The organism is Methylophaga sulfidovorans (assembly GCF_900114205.1).
GTDB classification, from domain to species: domain Bacteria; phylum Pseudomonadota; class Gammaproteobacteria; order Nitrosococcales; family Methylophagaceae; genus Methylophaga; species Methylophaga sulfidovorans.
In genome coordinates this window covers 102,751-115,852 of sequence record NZ_FOSH01000008.1, presented here as the reverse complement: position 1 = coordinate 115,852, position 13,102 = coordinate 102,751, and the positions used below count along the sequence as shown (strand labels likewise).

The 13,102-nt window shown below is 42.6% G+C and carries 16 protein-coding genes and 2 tRNA genes; 5 read left to right on the top strand and 13 right to left on the bottom strand.

Going from position 1 to position 13,102, the window contains the following annotated elements; translation table 11 throughout:
• Positions 1–52 precede the first annotated feature (52 nt).
• Positions 53–838 (top strand): FkbM family methyltransferase, encoded by a 786-nt coding sequence (locus BM232_RS08540; protein WP_091713519.1) that lies wholly within the window; start codon positions 53–55, stop codon positions 836–838.
• Between the two features lie 38 nt (positions 839–876).
• Here BM232_RS08540 and rz1 read toward each other — a convergent pair whose 3' ends face one another.
• Complete coding sequence (gene rz1 / locus BM232_RS15260) at positions 877–1,005, bottom strand: lysis system o-spanin lipoprotein Rz1 (RefSeq protein ID WP_245752860.1); 129 nt, start codon at positions 1,003–1,005, stop codon at positions 877–879.
• Positions 1,006–1,168: 163 nt separating this feature from the next.
• On the opposite strand from rz1, the gene BM232_RS08530 reads away from it, so the two are divergent.
• Positions 1,169–1,489: a site-specific integrase gene (locus BM232_RS08530; protein WP_091713513.1), complete on the top strand. Its 321-nt coding sequence runs from the start codon at positions 1,169–1,171 to the stop codon at positions 1,487–1,489.
• A 30-nt stretch (positions 1,490–1,519) separates the two neighbouring features.
• Here BM232_RS08530 and BM232_RS08525 read toward each other — a convergent pair.
• Positions 1,520–1,596: transfer RNA gene (locus BM232_RS08525), tRNA-Arg, on the bottom strand.
• A gap of 37 nt (positions 1,597–1,633) precedes the next feature.
• Positions 1,634–1,710, bottom strand: a tRNA-Pro gene (locus BM232_RS08520).
• Positions 1,711–1,849: 139 nt separating this feature from the next.
• Between BM232_RS08520 and folD the strand changes: the two genes are divergently transcribed.
• Positions 1,850–2,707 (top strand): bifunctional methylenetetrahydrofolate dehydrogenase/methenyltetrahydrofolate cyclohydrolase FolD, encoded by an 858-nt coding sequence (folD, locus tag BM232_RS08515; RefSeq protein WP_091713511.1) that lies wholly within the window; start codon positions 1,850–1,852, stop codon positions 2,705–2,707.
• A 39-nt stretch (positions 2,708–2,746) separates the two neighbouring features.
• On the opposite strand, the gene cysS is transcribed toward folD, so the two are convergent.
• Together cysS and BM232_RS08505 are read right to left on the bottom strand one after the other, a co-directional pair.
• Positions 2,747–4,138: a cysteine--tRNA ligase gene (cysS, locus tag BM232_RS08510; protein WP_091713509.1), complete on the bottom strand. Its 1,392-nt coding sequence runs from the start codon at positions 4,136–4,138 to the stop codon at positions 2,747–2,749.
• 1 nt (position 4,139) lies between these two features.
• Entirely contained in the window at positions 4,140–5,813 is a 1,674-nt protein-coding gene (locus tag BM232_RS08505) for a glutamine--tRNA ligase/YqeY domain fusion protein (RefSeq protein WP_091713506.1), read from the bottom strand.
• A gap of 261 nt (positions 5,814–6,074) precedes the next feature.
• On the opposite strand from BM232_RS08505, the gene BM232_RS08500 reads away from it, so the two are divergent.
• Both BM232_RS08500 and BM232_RS08495 read left to right on the top strand, forming a co-directional pair.
• The gene (locus tag BM232_RS08500; RefSeq protein WP_091713503.1) at positions 6,075–6,656 is read left to right on the top strand and encodes a peptidylprolyl isomerase; all 582 of its coding nucleotides are present in this window, start codon (positions 6,075–6,077) and stop codon (positions 6,654–6,656) included.
• 44 nt (positions 6,657–6,700) lie between these two features.
• Positions 6,701–7,453, top strand: a complete 753-nt coding sequence (locus BM232_RS08495; RefSeq protein ID WP_091713500.1) for a UDP-2,3-diacylglucosamine diphosphatase — start codon at positions 6,701–6,703, stop codon at positions 7,451–7,453.
• Here BM232_RS08495 and BM232_RS08490 read toward each other — a convergent pair.
• The 8 genes from BM232_RS08490 to ffh form a co-directional block, all read right to left on the bottom strand.
• Positions 7,439–8,152: a DsbC family protein gene (locus tag BM232_RS08490; protein WP_091713497.1), complete on the bottom strand. Its 714-nt coding sequence runs from the start codon at positions 8,150–8,152 to the stop codon at positions 7,439–7,441. The genes BM232_RS08495 and BM232_RS08490 overlap by 15 nt on opposite strands.
• A gap of 7 nt (positions 8,153–8,159) precedes the next feature.
• The gene (locus tag BM232_RS08485; protein WP_091713494.1) at positions 8,160–8,645 is read right to left on the bottom strand and encodes a YajQ family cyclic di-GMP-binding protein; all 486 of its coding nucleotides are present in this window, start codon (positions 8,643–8,645) and stop codon (positions 8,160–8,162) included.
• A gap of 73 nt (positions 8,646–8,718) precedes the next feature.
• Positions 8,719–9,618 (bottom strand): site-specific tyrosine recombinase XerD, encoded by a 900-nt coding sequence (xerD, locus tag BM232_RS08480; RefSeq protein ID WP_091713491.1) that lies wholly within the window; start codon positions 9,616–9,618, stop codon positions 8,719–8,721.
• 108 nt (positions 9,619–9,726) lie between these two features.
• Positions 9,727–10,071, bottom strand: a complete 345-nt coding sequence (gene rplS / locus BM232_RS08475) for a 50S ribosomal protein L19 (protein WP_007145957.1) — start codon at positions 10,069–10,071, stop codon at positions 9,727–9,729.
• Positions 10,072–10,084: 13 nt separating this feature from the next.
• Entirely contained in the window at positions 10,085–10,828 is a 744-nt protein-coding gene (gene trmD, locus BM232_RS08470) for a tRNA (guanosine(37)-N1)-methyltransferase TrmD (protein ID WP_091713488.1), read from the bottom strand.
• 13 nt (positions 10,829–10,841) lie between these two features.
• Positions 10,842–11,360, bottom strand: a complete 519-nt coding sequence (gene rimM, locus BM232_RS08465) for a ribosome maturation factor RimM (RefSeq protein ID WP_091713485.1) — start codon at positions 11,358–11,360, stop codon at positions 10,842–10,844.
• A 21-nt stretch (positions 11,361–11,381) separates the two neighbouring features.
• Positions 11,382–11,630 carry a 30S ribosomal protein S16 gene (gene rpsP / locus BM232_RS08460; protein WP_040576276.1) on the bottom strand — a complete coding sequence of 83 codons (249 nt, stop codon included), beginning with the start codon at positions 11,628–11,630 and terminating at the stop codon, positions 11,382–11,384.
• Between the two features lie 83 nt (positions 11,631–11,713).
• Positions 11,714–13,081, bottom strand: a complete 1,368-nt coding sequence (gene ffh / locus BM232_RS08455) for a signal recognition particle protein (RefSeq protein WP_091713482.1) — start codon at positions 13,079–13,081, stop codon at positions 11,714–11,716.
• Positions 13,082–13,102: the final 21 nt, after the last annotated feature.

Genomic DNA, 13,102 nt, shown 5'->3' with positions numbered 1-13,102 from the left:
CTTATTTGTTTTGTGGCGAAAGTAATTAAGCACTAAATTATAAGGATTTAATATGTTTAAGGAATTGGTTATTGGTACTGGGTTTGATTGCTTTCTACTTGAGATGAGATCGCGATTGTCTTTAGTTGCTAGTTCATTGAAATCATCGCCATCAATAGGTACTGAGCTTAATGACTATTTAGCAACTTATTTACTTGTCAGATTGTGTGATAATGATAAGACGTTTCTTGATGTTGGCTCACATATAGGATCTGTAATATCAGAAGTAAAGCACCACAGAAAATCAAAAATAATGGCTTTTGAGGCAATACCAAATAAAGCAAAAAATCTAATTAAAAAATTTCCAGACGTTACCGTTTTTAACTATGCTGTATCGGATGCTTCCGGAAAAGCTAAGTTTTATATAAACGAAAAACTAAGCGGATATAGCTCGTTGAATAAATCTACTGACACAGTTGAAATTGATGTTGATGTTAGCACTATAGACACACTAGTCGATGATGATAATGTTGATGTAATAAAGATTGATATTGAGGGGGCTGAGCTTGGTGCTTTAAGGGGTGGGTTAAAGTTAATCAATAAATGTCATCCAACAATTATGTTTGAATCAGCGCCTAGTGAAGTTTTGGGTTATACAAAAAAACAAATGTGGCAATTTTTTGATGACATTGGTTATAAGATTTTTATTCCGAACCGCTTAGCTCACAATGCAAAACCACTTAGTCTTGACGGATTTCTGGATTCACACGAATACCCTAGGCGAACAACAAATTATTTTGCTGTTCATGAATCAAGAATTCAAGAGATAAAACAAAAAGCAATAGATATATTATCTTAGTCTAGCCTGACAAGCGAGCAGCTGGCTGGTTACTCGCTCTATTCCATTTCTGAGGGCGTAATAATTGCGTTCAGCATCTTCTGTAAGTCTGGGGGCGTCTCCATTATCCATGCTGGTGCTGGCGCTGGTTTCGGGCAATCTATCGCTATCGGCTGGACAGGTTGCATTGACGAGCAGCCGCTTACCCCCAGAAGCAACATCATTGCGAAGCTGATCAATTTCATTTTCTGCATCACGTAGTTTCCTGTGTTGAATTGCTTCAGCTGTGGCACAGATTTAAGAAAGTTAATAATAAAGCGTAAAAAGCTACTTAAGTCAGCTAAAGTAACAATGATTAATCCGCCTATCCTCTTTGATGATAAGGGGCAAAAGCTGACGCTAAACGGCACTATCAAGTATTGGTTTGGTAAAGCGCGGGATGATGCAGCACTGGAGAGACGCTGGCAATTAAAAGATATACGGCCTTATGCCGCAACTGAGCGATATAGAAAAGAAGGAATTGAGGCGACACGTAAGTTCTTAGGTCACTCAACTGAGGCGCAAACGCGCAGCTATATTAGGGACTATTTAGGGGAAGAAACAGAGTCGCACGAAATGCTGAATAATGGCATTATGGCGAAAGTAAAACGGGAGAATGGCGAAAGTAGTTAGTGACTACTATCTCTGAAAGCGTTGAATAAATGGTACGCCCGGCAGGACTCGAACCTGCTACCCTCGGCTTAGAAGGCCGATGCTCTATCCAGATGAGCTACGGGCGCATATGATTGTTACTAAGCGAGGACATAGGTTAAGAAGTGGTCGGGGCAGAGAGATTCGAACTCCCGACCCTCTGGTCCCAAACCAGATGCGCTACCAGACTGCGCTATGCCCCGACTTAATTCGAGAAGTCATCCCCGAAGAAGGCGAAATAATACGTGGTTAGAATTTAAGAGTCAATCACTGTTTTGATTTTTTTTGCTGTTCGGCTCGCATCATGCGATCATAGCCGCTTTTGCAAAAGCGGGAAGATGAATGAGCGCAAAGATTATCGATGGCAAAGCAGTTGCTGCTGACCTCAAACAACAACTGAAATTAGCAACGACAGAACGGTTAGCTGAAGGTAAACGTCGTCCAGGTCTTGCGGTCGTATTGATAGGCGCTAACCCGGCATCACAGGTGTATGTGGGTAGTAAACGTAAAAGCTGTGAAGAAATCGGATTTAAATCTGAAGCCTACGATCTTCCGGAAACAACGACCGAGCAAGAGTTACTGTCTCTGATTGATAAGCTAAATCAGGATGACGATATTGATGGCATTCTCGTTCAACTACCTCTGCCACAGCATATTTCTGCGGAAACCGTGATTGAACGAATTGCGCCACATAAAGACGTCGATGGTTTTCACCCATACAATATTGGTCGTCTTGCTCAACGTAATCCACAACTCAGACCTTGTACACCAAAAGGCGTTATTACCTTGCTGCGCACGACGGGTGTTGACCTCAAAGGCCTCGAAGCGGTTGTGGTAGGCGCATCAAACATCGTTGGCCGTCCTATGGCGTTAGAATTATTACTTGCCGGTTGCACAACCACCGTTTGTCATCGCTGGACGAATAATCTCGAAGAACAAGTACGCCGCGCTGACCTATTAGTAGTTGCCGTCGGTAAACCTGGATTTATTCCTGGTGAATGGATAAAACAGGGCGCGATTGTCATTGATGTGGGTATTAATCGTCTTGAGAATGGCAAACTGACCGGCGATGTTGAGTTTGAAAAAGCCAAAGAAAAAGCTAGCTGGATAACACCAGTGCCTGGTGGTGTTGGTCCTATGACTGTAGCAACATTACTGGAAAATACCTTATTTGCTGCTGAAACATTACATAAAAACTAGAAATATAAGCGCCTGCTAAAAAAAGCAGGCGCAGATATTTTACACCCGACGCCAGCTCGTTTTACCCGCCGCATCCTCAAGAACAATGCCCATTTCCGTCAATTGATCACGAATTTCATCAGCACGAGCCCAGTTTTTATCCGCTCTGGCCTGATTACGTTCAGCCACTAAACCATCGATATCGATAGTTTGTTGATCGGCTGAGTTATCTCCAGTCAGGAATTTATCCGCATCTTGCTGAAATAAACCAAGCACATCGCCAAATGATGACAATAGACCAGCTAGATAAGCGACATTTTCTAATTGCCCCTGATCTCTAGCCTTGTTTAGCGCTTGCCTAACATCAGCCATCACCGACAGTGCTAAGGCAGTATTGAAATCGTCATCCATAGCAGATTTAAACCGCTTGCCAAACTCTTCATCATCCTGCCAATTCACACTTTGAGTGGTTTCAACATCACGCAAGGTCGTGTAAAAACGCGTTAACGCAGCTTTCGCCTGTTCCAGTTGGTCATCAGCATAATTTAATGGGCTGCGATAATGACTGGATAAAATAAAATAACGAATCACTTCTGCAGGATATTGCTGCAGAACTTCACGCACAGTGAAAAAGTTGCCCAAAGACTTAGACATTTTTTCATCATCAATACGCACAAAACCATTATGCATCCAGTAATTCACCGACTGGCAACCGTGGGCTCCTTCAGATTGTGCGATTTCATTTTCATGGTGTGGAAATTGTAAATCCTGTCCGCCGCCATGAATATCAAAGTGCTCACCCAAGCAATGCGCTGACATCGCTGAACATTCAATATGCCAGCCAGGTCGTCCTGCTCCCCAAGGCGATTCCCAGGCAGGTTCATCAGCTTTGGCCGCTTTCCATAAAACAAAATCGAGTGGATCTGTTTTTGCTTCATTCACCGCAATACGTTCACCGGCGCGTAAGTCTTCAATATTGCGACCAGATAATTTGCCATAACTCTCGAATTGGCTTACGTCATAATACACATCACCATTATCAGCTTTGTATGCAAGACCATTGCTTATTAAGGTCTCAATCATCGCCAATATTTCGGCCATTGACTCAGTCGCCTTAGGCTCAATATCCGGTCTGAGCACACCTAGGGCTTCAGCATCCTTATGCATTTCATCAATATAACGTTCTGTTAATGATTGAATGGACTCACCATTTTCTGCAGCTCGTTTAATGATTTTGTCATCAATATCAGTGATATTTCTAACGTAAGTGACGTCATAACCTAAGGCACGTAAATAGCGTGTGACTACATCAAAAACCACCATCACGCGAGCATGGCCGACATGACAAAGATCATAGACGGTCATACCACAGACATACATATTGACCTTGCCTTCTACTATGGGTTTGAACACATCTTTCTGTCGGGTGAGGGTGTTATAAATTTTTAGCATATTAGTTATTCTTTGACGTATCTTCTTTCAAACTGATCGTGAGATTAAATACTGGTGAATCAACAGTGTGATCGTAACGGTCACTGACAAAATAGCCCTCCCGTTCGAACTGGAAAGCCGTTTCTGGCTCACAGTTAACAATGGCCGGTTCTGCAATCGCCTTAATTACTTTCAGAGAGTCTGGGTTCACATCATCCAGATAGTTGCCTGTTGCTTTACCTGGAGCTTCAGCCAGGAACAATCTTTCATACAAGCGTAGCTCAACTTCTTTACCTTCTGTCGCTGAAACCCAGTGAATCACACCGCGTGGTTTCATTTCAGCAGGTGGATTCTGGCCCACTGTATCTGGCACTAATGAGGCCACCACTTCAATAATGTCACCATTATCATTCTTAATGACTTCATCAGCTTTGATCACATAGGCACCACGTAAGCGAACGTAGTCACCTATCACCAGGCGCTTGAATTTTTTCCGGCTCAAACTGGTGTCTTCAGTAAAGTCAGACGCATCGATATAAATCATTTTAGTGAAAGGTAATGACCGGTGTCCCATAGACTCCTGCTGCGGATGATTCGCTACTTCAAGCCACTCGGCATCATCAGCTGCATTGGTGATAGTGACTTTTAACGGGTTGAGCACACACATAGCACGCGCCGCGTTTTCATTCAGATCATTACGAATCTCAAATTCCAGCTGTGCAATATCCACCACACCATCTGTTTTAGCGACGGCAAGACCATTACAAAATGCACGTAAAGCCGCTGCGGTATAACCCCGTCTTCTCATGCCAGAAACTGTCGGCATTCTGGGGTCATTCCAGCCTGCCACAATTTGTTCATCAACCAGTTGTTTCAGATTACGTTTACTGGTCACCGTATAATTCAGATTCAAACGTCCAAATTCATATTGCTTAGGCTTGGAAGGTACTGGCAGATTTTCAATAAACCACTCGTATAAAGGACGGTGATCCTGAAATTCCAATGTACAGATACTGTGGGTCACCCCTTCAATAGCATCGCCCTGTCCATGAGCAAAATCATAGCTGGGGTAAATACACCATTTGTCGCCTGTTTGGTGATGTGCTTTCTTACGTATGCGATACAAAATAGGATCACGCATATTCATATTGGGGGAAGCCATATCAATCTTCGCCCGTAATACACAAAAACCTTCATCAAACTCGCCCTGCTTCATCTTTTCAAATAAAGCCAGATTTTCTTCAACACTACGATCGCGAAATGGCGATTCTTTACCCGGCTTGGTCGCCCAGCCACGATATTCACTAGCTTGCTCAGCAGTCAGATCACAGACATAGGCTTTGCCTTGTTTGATCAGATGAATGGCCCAGTTATAAAACTGTTCAAAGTAATTTGATGCATAACGCACATCGCCTGCCCATTGGAAGCCAAGCCATTGAACGTCTTCTTTGATAGCTTCAATGTATTCCTGTTCTTCCTTGGCTGGGTTGGTATCATCAAAGCGTAGATGACAGTCGCCACCGAACTCTTCAGCCAGACCGAAATTCAGACAAATGGATTTAGCATGACCAATATGCAGATAGCCATTGGGCTCAGGTGGAAAACGCGTGACGATTTTTCCAGTCACTCTCCCAGTATCAAGATCTTCCTGAATAATAGGACGAATAAAATTATGATTAACAGCAGACTCGGACATATCGAATGACAAATTTATATGAAAACGCGCATTATACGCTGTCAGCTAGGCTGGGTAACAGCGCTGTTTTTAATCGCTCTTTATTAACAGGTTAAATACTGGCTGATTATTATGCTGATAAATAACAAACAGCGAATCATCTTGTCCTTTGTTTTTATGCATAATCTGTCACAAAAGGTTTACAACACTCGCCTGTTTATTCCCACACGAATGCATATTGCTCTATCATGTCGACTTTAAAATTGATCTGGACACTTCCTTATGATCAGACGTTTTATGCAAATGCTATGCTGGGTATTTGCCATTTTTTCTTTTTCAATACAAGCAGATGGGACATCCAAAATGCCACAAGTCAAACTTGAAACCAGTCTTGGTGATATCGTTATCGAACTTAATGAAGATAAAGCACCGATCACAGTTGCCAACTTTCTAAGCTATGTTAACGAGGGTTTCTATGACGGTACGATTTTTCACCGTGTTATCAAAAACTTTATGATTCAAGGTGGCGGTTTTACTCAAGACTTTCAACAAAAAACCACAAAGTCAGCCATTGAGAATGAAGCTGACAATGGTTTGAGTAACAAGCGAGGCGCTGTTTCTATGGCGAGAACCAATGATCCACACTCTGCCACTGCTCAGTTTTTTATTAATACTGTCGACAATGGGTTTCTTGATTTTCAAGGTAAAGTACCCAGCGGCTGGGGCTATGCCGTATTTGGTGAAGTCATTGAGGGTATGGATGTTGTTGATGCGATAAGAGAAGTTGACACCACCATGCGCGGTCCTCATCAAGATGTCCCTGCAGAAGATATTATTATCATCAAAGCGACTGTCATAAATTAATCACACTCAACCTGCTTGTTATTAAACAAGCAGGTTTTTCTCCTATGACCAAACTGTTTATCTCTGATCTTCACCTAAATCCGGCAAGGCCTGAATTAACGGCCCTTGCCTGTCAGTTTCTTCGACAACAGGTTGATGCTGTTTCTGAGATTTATATTCTGGGTGATATTTTTAATACCTGGTTAGGTGATGACTTAGTCCCAGATGAGTTTACTGACTTTATCGATACGCTACGTTCATTAACGCAGGCCGGGATAAACCTTTACCTTATGGTCGGTAACCGTGACTTCATGCTGGGAAAAGCATTTGCTGACTCAGTTAATGCCACATTAATTCAAGATGGCTACTTGTTAGAACTTGCTGGCAAACCAGCACTGTTATTACATGGGGATAGTTTGTGTATTGATGATGTCGGCTATCAACGTTATCGCAAAGTGGTAAACAACCGATTATTACAGTGGTGTTTTTTAAAATTACCTGCCCGCTTTCGCCAGAAAATATCCGACAAGATAAAACAGCAAAGTCAGCAAAAGAAACAATATAAATCCAGTCAGATCATGGATGTGAATCAAGCTGAAGTTGAAAAAGTCATGTTTGAGAATAATGTCAAACTACTGATTCACGGTCACACCCATCGTCCAGCCATTCACCAAGTCACATTAAACAACAGCGATGCTTATCGTATTGTCTTAGGTGATTGGGAAGATAAAGTCAGCTATCTTTTAGTCGATGATCAGCAACTCACATTACATGATCACCGACTCGATAATCAGCAACAATCCTTACGATCTTTTTGAGTTTTCATCCAGCACCTGGATTAACTTCTCAGGTGGCAAATAGCCAGGCAGGATCTGACCAGACTCAAGGAAGATAGATGGTGTGCCCTTTACACCCAACTGTTGCCCAAGCTCAAATTCTGCTTTGACTGGATTAACACAGGTTTTAGTAGCTAATTCTTCACCTTGTTTTGCCTCGGTCATGGCTTTTTGTCTATCAGCCGCACACCAGACATTAACAGCATCATCGTAAGACTTCGAGCCTATTCCGCCTCGAGGGAAAGACATATAACGCACTCGAATGCCCAAATCATTGTATTGCTCTATTTCCGAATGCATCTTGCGACAATAACCACAATCGATGTCAGTAAACACAGTAATGGTGTACTTAGCTTTTTCAGGACCAAAAATAATCATGTCTTTTTCATTAAGATTAGCAATTGCGTCTTTGCGTAAGCTGACTCTTCGTTGCTCGGTTAGATTGGTTCTTGAGTCCAAAGACACCATATCACCCTGAATCACATAACGACCATCTTTAGAGAAGTATAAAACTTGCCCATTGATAATCGCTTCATATAGTCCTGTATCGTCAACGGCTCTTAGGCTGGTTACTTTCACATCTGGTAATGACTTTTCTATTTTTTTACGTAGCTCATCATTATCTGCATGAACAACACTGACACCTAACAGAGACATTACTAATATAGCGTATTTCAACATGGGACTTTTAATCTCTAAAATTATTAAACTGCAATGGCATATCGATTTTATCGTGACTTTTTAACATAGCAATAATCGTTTGTAATTCATCACGTTTTTTGCCTGTTACCCTGACACTCTCTCCCTGAACAGCTGCTTGCACCTTCACTTTGCTTTCTTTGATGAGCTTAACAATAGTTCGGGATAAATCTTTATCAACACCTTCTCTTACTAATACATCCTGTTTACGCATTTTTCCATTACCAACAGAATCTTTAATTTCTAAACAGCTGACATCGACACCCCGTTTAACTAGCTTGAGTCGTAAGATATCAAGAAGTTGATCAAGCTGGAAGTCACTATCAGCATGCATGGTAAGTACTTTGTCAGACTGTTCCACTCTGGCGTCAGTTCCACGAAAATCAAACCGATTCTTTAATTCACGATTTGTCTGATCCACGGCATTGGCGAGTTCATGTTTATCGACTTCAGAAACGATATCAAAAGAAGGCATCTATCCACCTAAATCATTATAGAAATTCGAGAAAGTTTAGCATTTGTGTCGTATAACTTCAGACTTATCACTTTCAACCACGTGGATGATGTTGGCCATGTAGTTGTTTTAAGCGCTCTTTAGCTACGTGGGTATAGATTTGTGTCGTCGATAAATCAGAATGACCGAGTAATAACTGAACCACCCTTAAGTCAGCACCATGGTTGAGTAAATGTGTCGCAAATGCATGTCTTAAGGTATGTGGTGACAAATGTTTTTCAATACCCGCTTGGCCAGCATAACGTTTAATAATGTACCAGAAGGCTTGTCTTGTCATCGCCTTGCCACGACGGGTAGGAAATAAATCATCAGTTATTTGCCCGTTTAATATTCCAGGCCGACTTTCGTATAGATATTGCTGTAACCAATCTAGAGCAATTTCGCCGATAGGCACCAGACGCTCTTTATTTCCTTTACCAATGCAGCGAATTAAACCTTGCCGAAGATTAACTTGTTCGAACTGCAACGATACCAATTCAGAGACCCTTAATCCTGCTGCGTAGAGTAATTCCAGCATAGTCCTGTCTCGTAAACCTAAAGCATCAGTGGTATCAGGTTGTGCCAGTAACGATTCAACTTCTGCTTCGGTGAGACTATCCGGTAAGGAACGACCGAGTCTGGGTGAGTCAAGTTGTGCCGTCGGATCAGAATCTCGTATGTCTTCACGTAATAAATAACGGTAAAACCGTCGTAACGATGATAAAAGCCGAGCTTCACTGCGGACTTTTCTTCCTTCTCGTAAACGTTGGCTTTGGTAGCGTTGAATATCCAGCTGAGTGGCTGCGACTAAATCAATATCAAACTGACTCAACCAGGCAGAGAATGCTAATAAATCTCGTCGATAAGCATCAACTGTATGCTGACTCAATCCAGATTCTAGCCATAGGCTGTCAAGGAAAGGTTCAAGATAATAAGAGGGCTGTGGCTCGCTCATATAACTACTGTTAAATATCCGATATTTAATAGTAACAACTAAGCAATAAAAAAGGGCAGTGTATACACACTACCCTTTCTTTCCAATCGTCGTTTATGACGATTCGGATTATAGTTTTTCTTTGATACGTGCTGCTTTACCAGTCAGATCACGTAGATAGTAAAGTTTAGAACGACGCACATCACCACGACGTTTTACTTCAACACTTGCAATGGCAGGGCTGTGTGTTTGGAATACACGTTCAACACCAACACCGCTAGAAATTTTACGAACAGTGAATGCTGAGTGCAGACCACGGTTACGTTTAGCAATAACGATACCTTCGAACGCCTGTTCACGTTCACGGTCGCCTTCTTTGATTTTAACTTTAACAACAACAGTATCACCCGCTGAAAACTCAGGGATATCCTGTCTTACTTGTTCAGCGTTAAGCTGTTCGATAATGTTACTCATTGTTAACTCCCAACTAATCCTGCCCGCTCTCGGCAATAAACTCTTTTAATAGCGCAGTCTGCTCACTAGTCAAAGTCTCTTTGTCTAATAAGTCAGGTCGTCGCAACCATGTTCGTCCCAAGGACTGTTTGAGACGCCATTTACGAATCGCTTCATGGTCGCCTCCCAGCAATACCTCGGGTACTGACTGGTCATCTAAAACTTCTGGTCTGGTGTAATGAGGGTAGTCTAATAAGCCATCCACAAAAGAATCTTGCTCAGCAGACTGTTCATCACCTAATACACCGGGTATCAATCTGGACATACCATCAATCATGACCATGGCTGCCAGTTCTCCACCACTGAGGACGTAGTCACCTATCGACCATTCCTCATCAATCTCTTTTTCTATCAGGCGTTCATCAACACCTTCATAACGGCCGGCCAGTAAAATCAATTTCTGTTTACTTGCCAGTTGTTCCAGACTTTTCTGATCCAACTTTTTGCCTTGTGGTGACAAATAGATAACGGTTGCCTCATCACCCAGCTTTTCTCTTGCTGCCGTGATCGCCTCTTTTAAAGGCGCAACTTTCATTACCATACCAGGGCCACCACCATAGGGCCTGTCATCTACTGTTCGATGTCGGTCATAAGCAAAATCGCGCGGATTCCAATAGTCTAATTTAAGGAGACCATGCTTCACCGCTCTGCCTGTTACTCCATATTGGGTAACCGCATCAAACATTTCAGGAAACAGGGATATGACACCTAAGTGCATTATCCGATTTCCATCAATAATCTTCACTCCAATCAACCTGAATGATTTCTTCATCCAAATCGACCAGCTTAACAATTTCATCCACTACAAATGGAATCAATATTTCCGCTTTTTTCCCATCAACTTTGACAACCAGTACATCATTTGCACCAGTTTCAAGCAGATGGTCGACTTTACCTAAAACCTGATCCTGAAGATTAATAACTGTCAGACCTTCAAGATCATTCCAGTAAAACTCGTCTTCATCAACGGGTTCCAGCTGCGATTTTTTAATCGCTAAATCAGCGCCAACCAAAGGCTGAACCTGATCACGGTCAGTGACGTTTTCAATTCCCATCACCACACCTTTACCTTGCAATCGACCACCAGACACTTTGATCTCAATCCAATCACCGCGTCTGGATAAAAATAGCGGTGAGTATTGCAAAATATTGGTACGAGGTTCGGTGAAAGAATAGACTTTAACCCAACCTTTGACACCAAAGGCTCCGGATATTTTACCTACCGGGATAAACTCCTCGGATGTTGACATAATACCCTGACGACCTACTTATTAAGCGGCTTTTTGTGCTTCTGCAATCAATTTAGCAACGCGTTCAGATGTCTGTGCGCCTTGGCTAATCCAATGTGCAACGCGGTCTAAATCAACACGAAGTTTTTCTTCTTGACCACGAGCAATCGGGTTGAAGAAACCAACGCGTTCGATATAACGACCATCACGTTTGCTACGTGAATCAGTTACTACGATACCGTAAAAAGGGCGTTTTTTAGCGCCACTGCGAGTCAATCTAATTGTTACCATAATTTAGCCCGTTGAAAACTGGATCGGAAAACCGTCGTATTCTACGCAAGTCTCCGGAGTTTGAAAAGTCCTTTTGACACTTATTAGAAAGGGAGGCCTCCGCCCATAGGAAATTTTCCACCTAAACCTCTCATCAATTTAGCCATTCCGCCTTTTGAGCCCATCTTCTTCATCATTTTCTGCATTTGGCTAAATTGTTTCAAAAGACGATTCACATCCTGGATTTGGGTTCCACTGCCTGCCGCAATTCTTTTTTTGCGCGAACCTTTAATAATTTCAGGTTTTTGTCGCTCTTTTTTTGTCATGGAATTGATAATAGCTTCAAGCTTGGCTATCTCTTTATCATTCACCTGCTGTTTTGCCGCAGCCGGAATGTTTCCCATGCCAGGCATTTTCTCCATCAAAGAACCAATCCCACCCATTTTGCCCATTTGACGTAACTGTTCCTGAAAATCTTCCAGGTCAAAGCCTTTGCCTTTTTTCAGTTTGTTGGCCAGTTTCTCGGCTGAGCCAACATCCATCTTACGTTGAGCCTCTTCAACCAATGACAGCACATCACCCATGCCAAGAATTCGGGAGACCACGCGATCTGGATGAAAAGGTTCAAGAGCAGCGGTTTTTTCACCTACGCCCATAAACTTGATTGGTTTGCCGGTGATATGCCTTATTGATAATGCAGCACCACCTCGGGCATCACCATCAGTTTTGGTAAGAATGATACCGGTAAGAGGTAAGGCCTCATTGAAGGCTTTTGCGGTATTCGCCGCATCCTGACCGGTCATACTATCAACAGTGAATAATGTTTCTATAGGATTGATCGCCGCATGAATCTGCTTGATCTCATCCATCATGTCATCGTCTATATGTAAACGACCCGCAGTATCGATAATGACAACATCAACATAATCACGTTTAGCCTGCTCTATTGCGTTACGCGCAATATCAACCGGATTTTGTGAAGACTGACTGGGGAAAAAACGTGCATCAACTTCTTTTGCTAAGGTTTCTAACTGATCAATCGCCGCAGGTCGGTAAATATCAGTACTGGCTACCATTACGGATTTACGTTCCCGTTCTTTTAGCCATCGAGCCAATTTCGCAACGCTGGTTGTTTTACCTGCACCTTGTAGACCGGCCATCAAAATGACTGCAGGCGGTTGAGTACTCAAGTTTAGTGCACTTGAGTCATCCCCCATCACCGCTACAAGTTCGTCATTAACGATTTTAACCAATACCTGACCAGGGGTTAGACTGCGCAAAACGTCCTGCCCCATAGCGCGTTCTTTGACGTTATCGATAAATTCACGCACTACTGGTAAAGCGACGTCGGCTTCGAGTAACGCCATTCGCACTTCTCGAAGTGTCTCTTTGACGTTATCTTCCGTAATACGGCCCTGACCACGAATTTTTTTGAGTGTACTGCCGAGTCTATCGCTTAAGCTATCAAACATAGATCACCTTGTTAGCTAATG

Excerpts from the sequence above, each read along its gene's own strand:
- BM232_RS08540 (WP_091713519.1), top strand. The coding sequence starts at position 53 with ATGTTTAAGGAATTGGTTATTGGTACTGGGTTTGATTGCTTTCTACTT.
- rz1 (WP_245752860.1), bottom strand. The coding sequence starts at position 1,005 with ATGCAACCTGTCCAGCCGATAGCGATAGATTGCCCGAAACCAGCGCCA.
- BM232_RS08530 (WP_091713513.1), top strand. The coding sequence starts at position 1,169 with ATGATTAATCCGCCTATCCTCTTTGATGATAAGGGGCAAAAGCTGACG.
- folD (WP_091713511.1), top strand. The coding sequence starts at position 1,850 with ATGAGCGCAAAGATTATCGATGGCAAAGCAGTTGCTGCTGACCTCAAA.
- cysS (WP_091713509.1), bottom strand. The coding sequence starts at position 4,138 with ATGCTAAAAATTTATAACACCCTCACCCGACAGAAAGATGTGTTCAAA.
- BM232_RS08505 (WP_091713506.1), bottom strand. The coding sequence starts at position 5,813 with ATGTCCGAGTCTGCTGTTAATCATAATTTTATTCGTCCTATTATTCAG.
- BM232_RS08500 (WP_091713503.1), top strand. The coding sequence starts at position 6,075 with ATGATCAGACGTTTTATGCAAATGCTATGCTGGGTATTTGCCATTTTT.
- BM232_RS08495 (WP_091713500.1), top strand. The coding sequence starts at position 6,701 with ATGACCAAACTGTTTATCTCTGATCTTCACCTAAATCCGGCAAGGCCT.
- BM232_RS08490 (WP_091713497.1), bottom strand. The coding sequence starts at position 8,152 with ATGTTGAAATACGCTATATTAGTAATGTCTCTGTTAGGTGTCAGTGTT.
- BM232_RS08485 (WP_091713494.1), bottom strand. The coding sequence starts at position 8,645 with ATGCCTTCTTTTGATATCGTTTCTGAAGTCGATAAACATGAACTCGCC.
- xerD (WP_091713491.1), bottom strand. The coding sequence starts at position 9,618 with ATGAGCGAGCCACAGCCCTCTTATTATCTTGAACCTTTCCTTGACAGC.
- rplS (WP_007145957.1), bottom strand. The coding sequence starts at position 10,071 with ATGAGTAACATTATCGAACAGCTTAACGCTGAACAAGTAAGACAGGAT.
- trmD (WP_091713488.1), bottom strand. The coding sequence starts at position 10,828 with ATGCACTTAGGTGTCATATCCCTGTTTCCTGAAATGTTTGATGCGGTT.
- rimM (WP_091713485.1), bottom strand. The coding sequence starts at position 11,360 with ATGTCAACATCCGAGGAGTTTATCCCGGTAGGTAAAATATCCGGAGCC.
- rpsP (WP_040576276.1), bottom strand. The coding sequence starts at position 11,630 with ATGGTAACAATTAGATTGACTCGCAGTGGCGCTAAAAAACGCCCTTTT.
- ffh (WP_091713482.1), bottom strand. The coding sequence starts at position 13,081 with ATGTTTGATAGCTTAAGCGATAGACTCGGCAGTACACTCAAAAAAATT.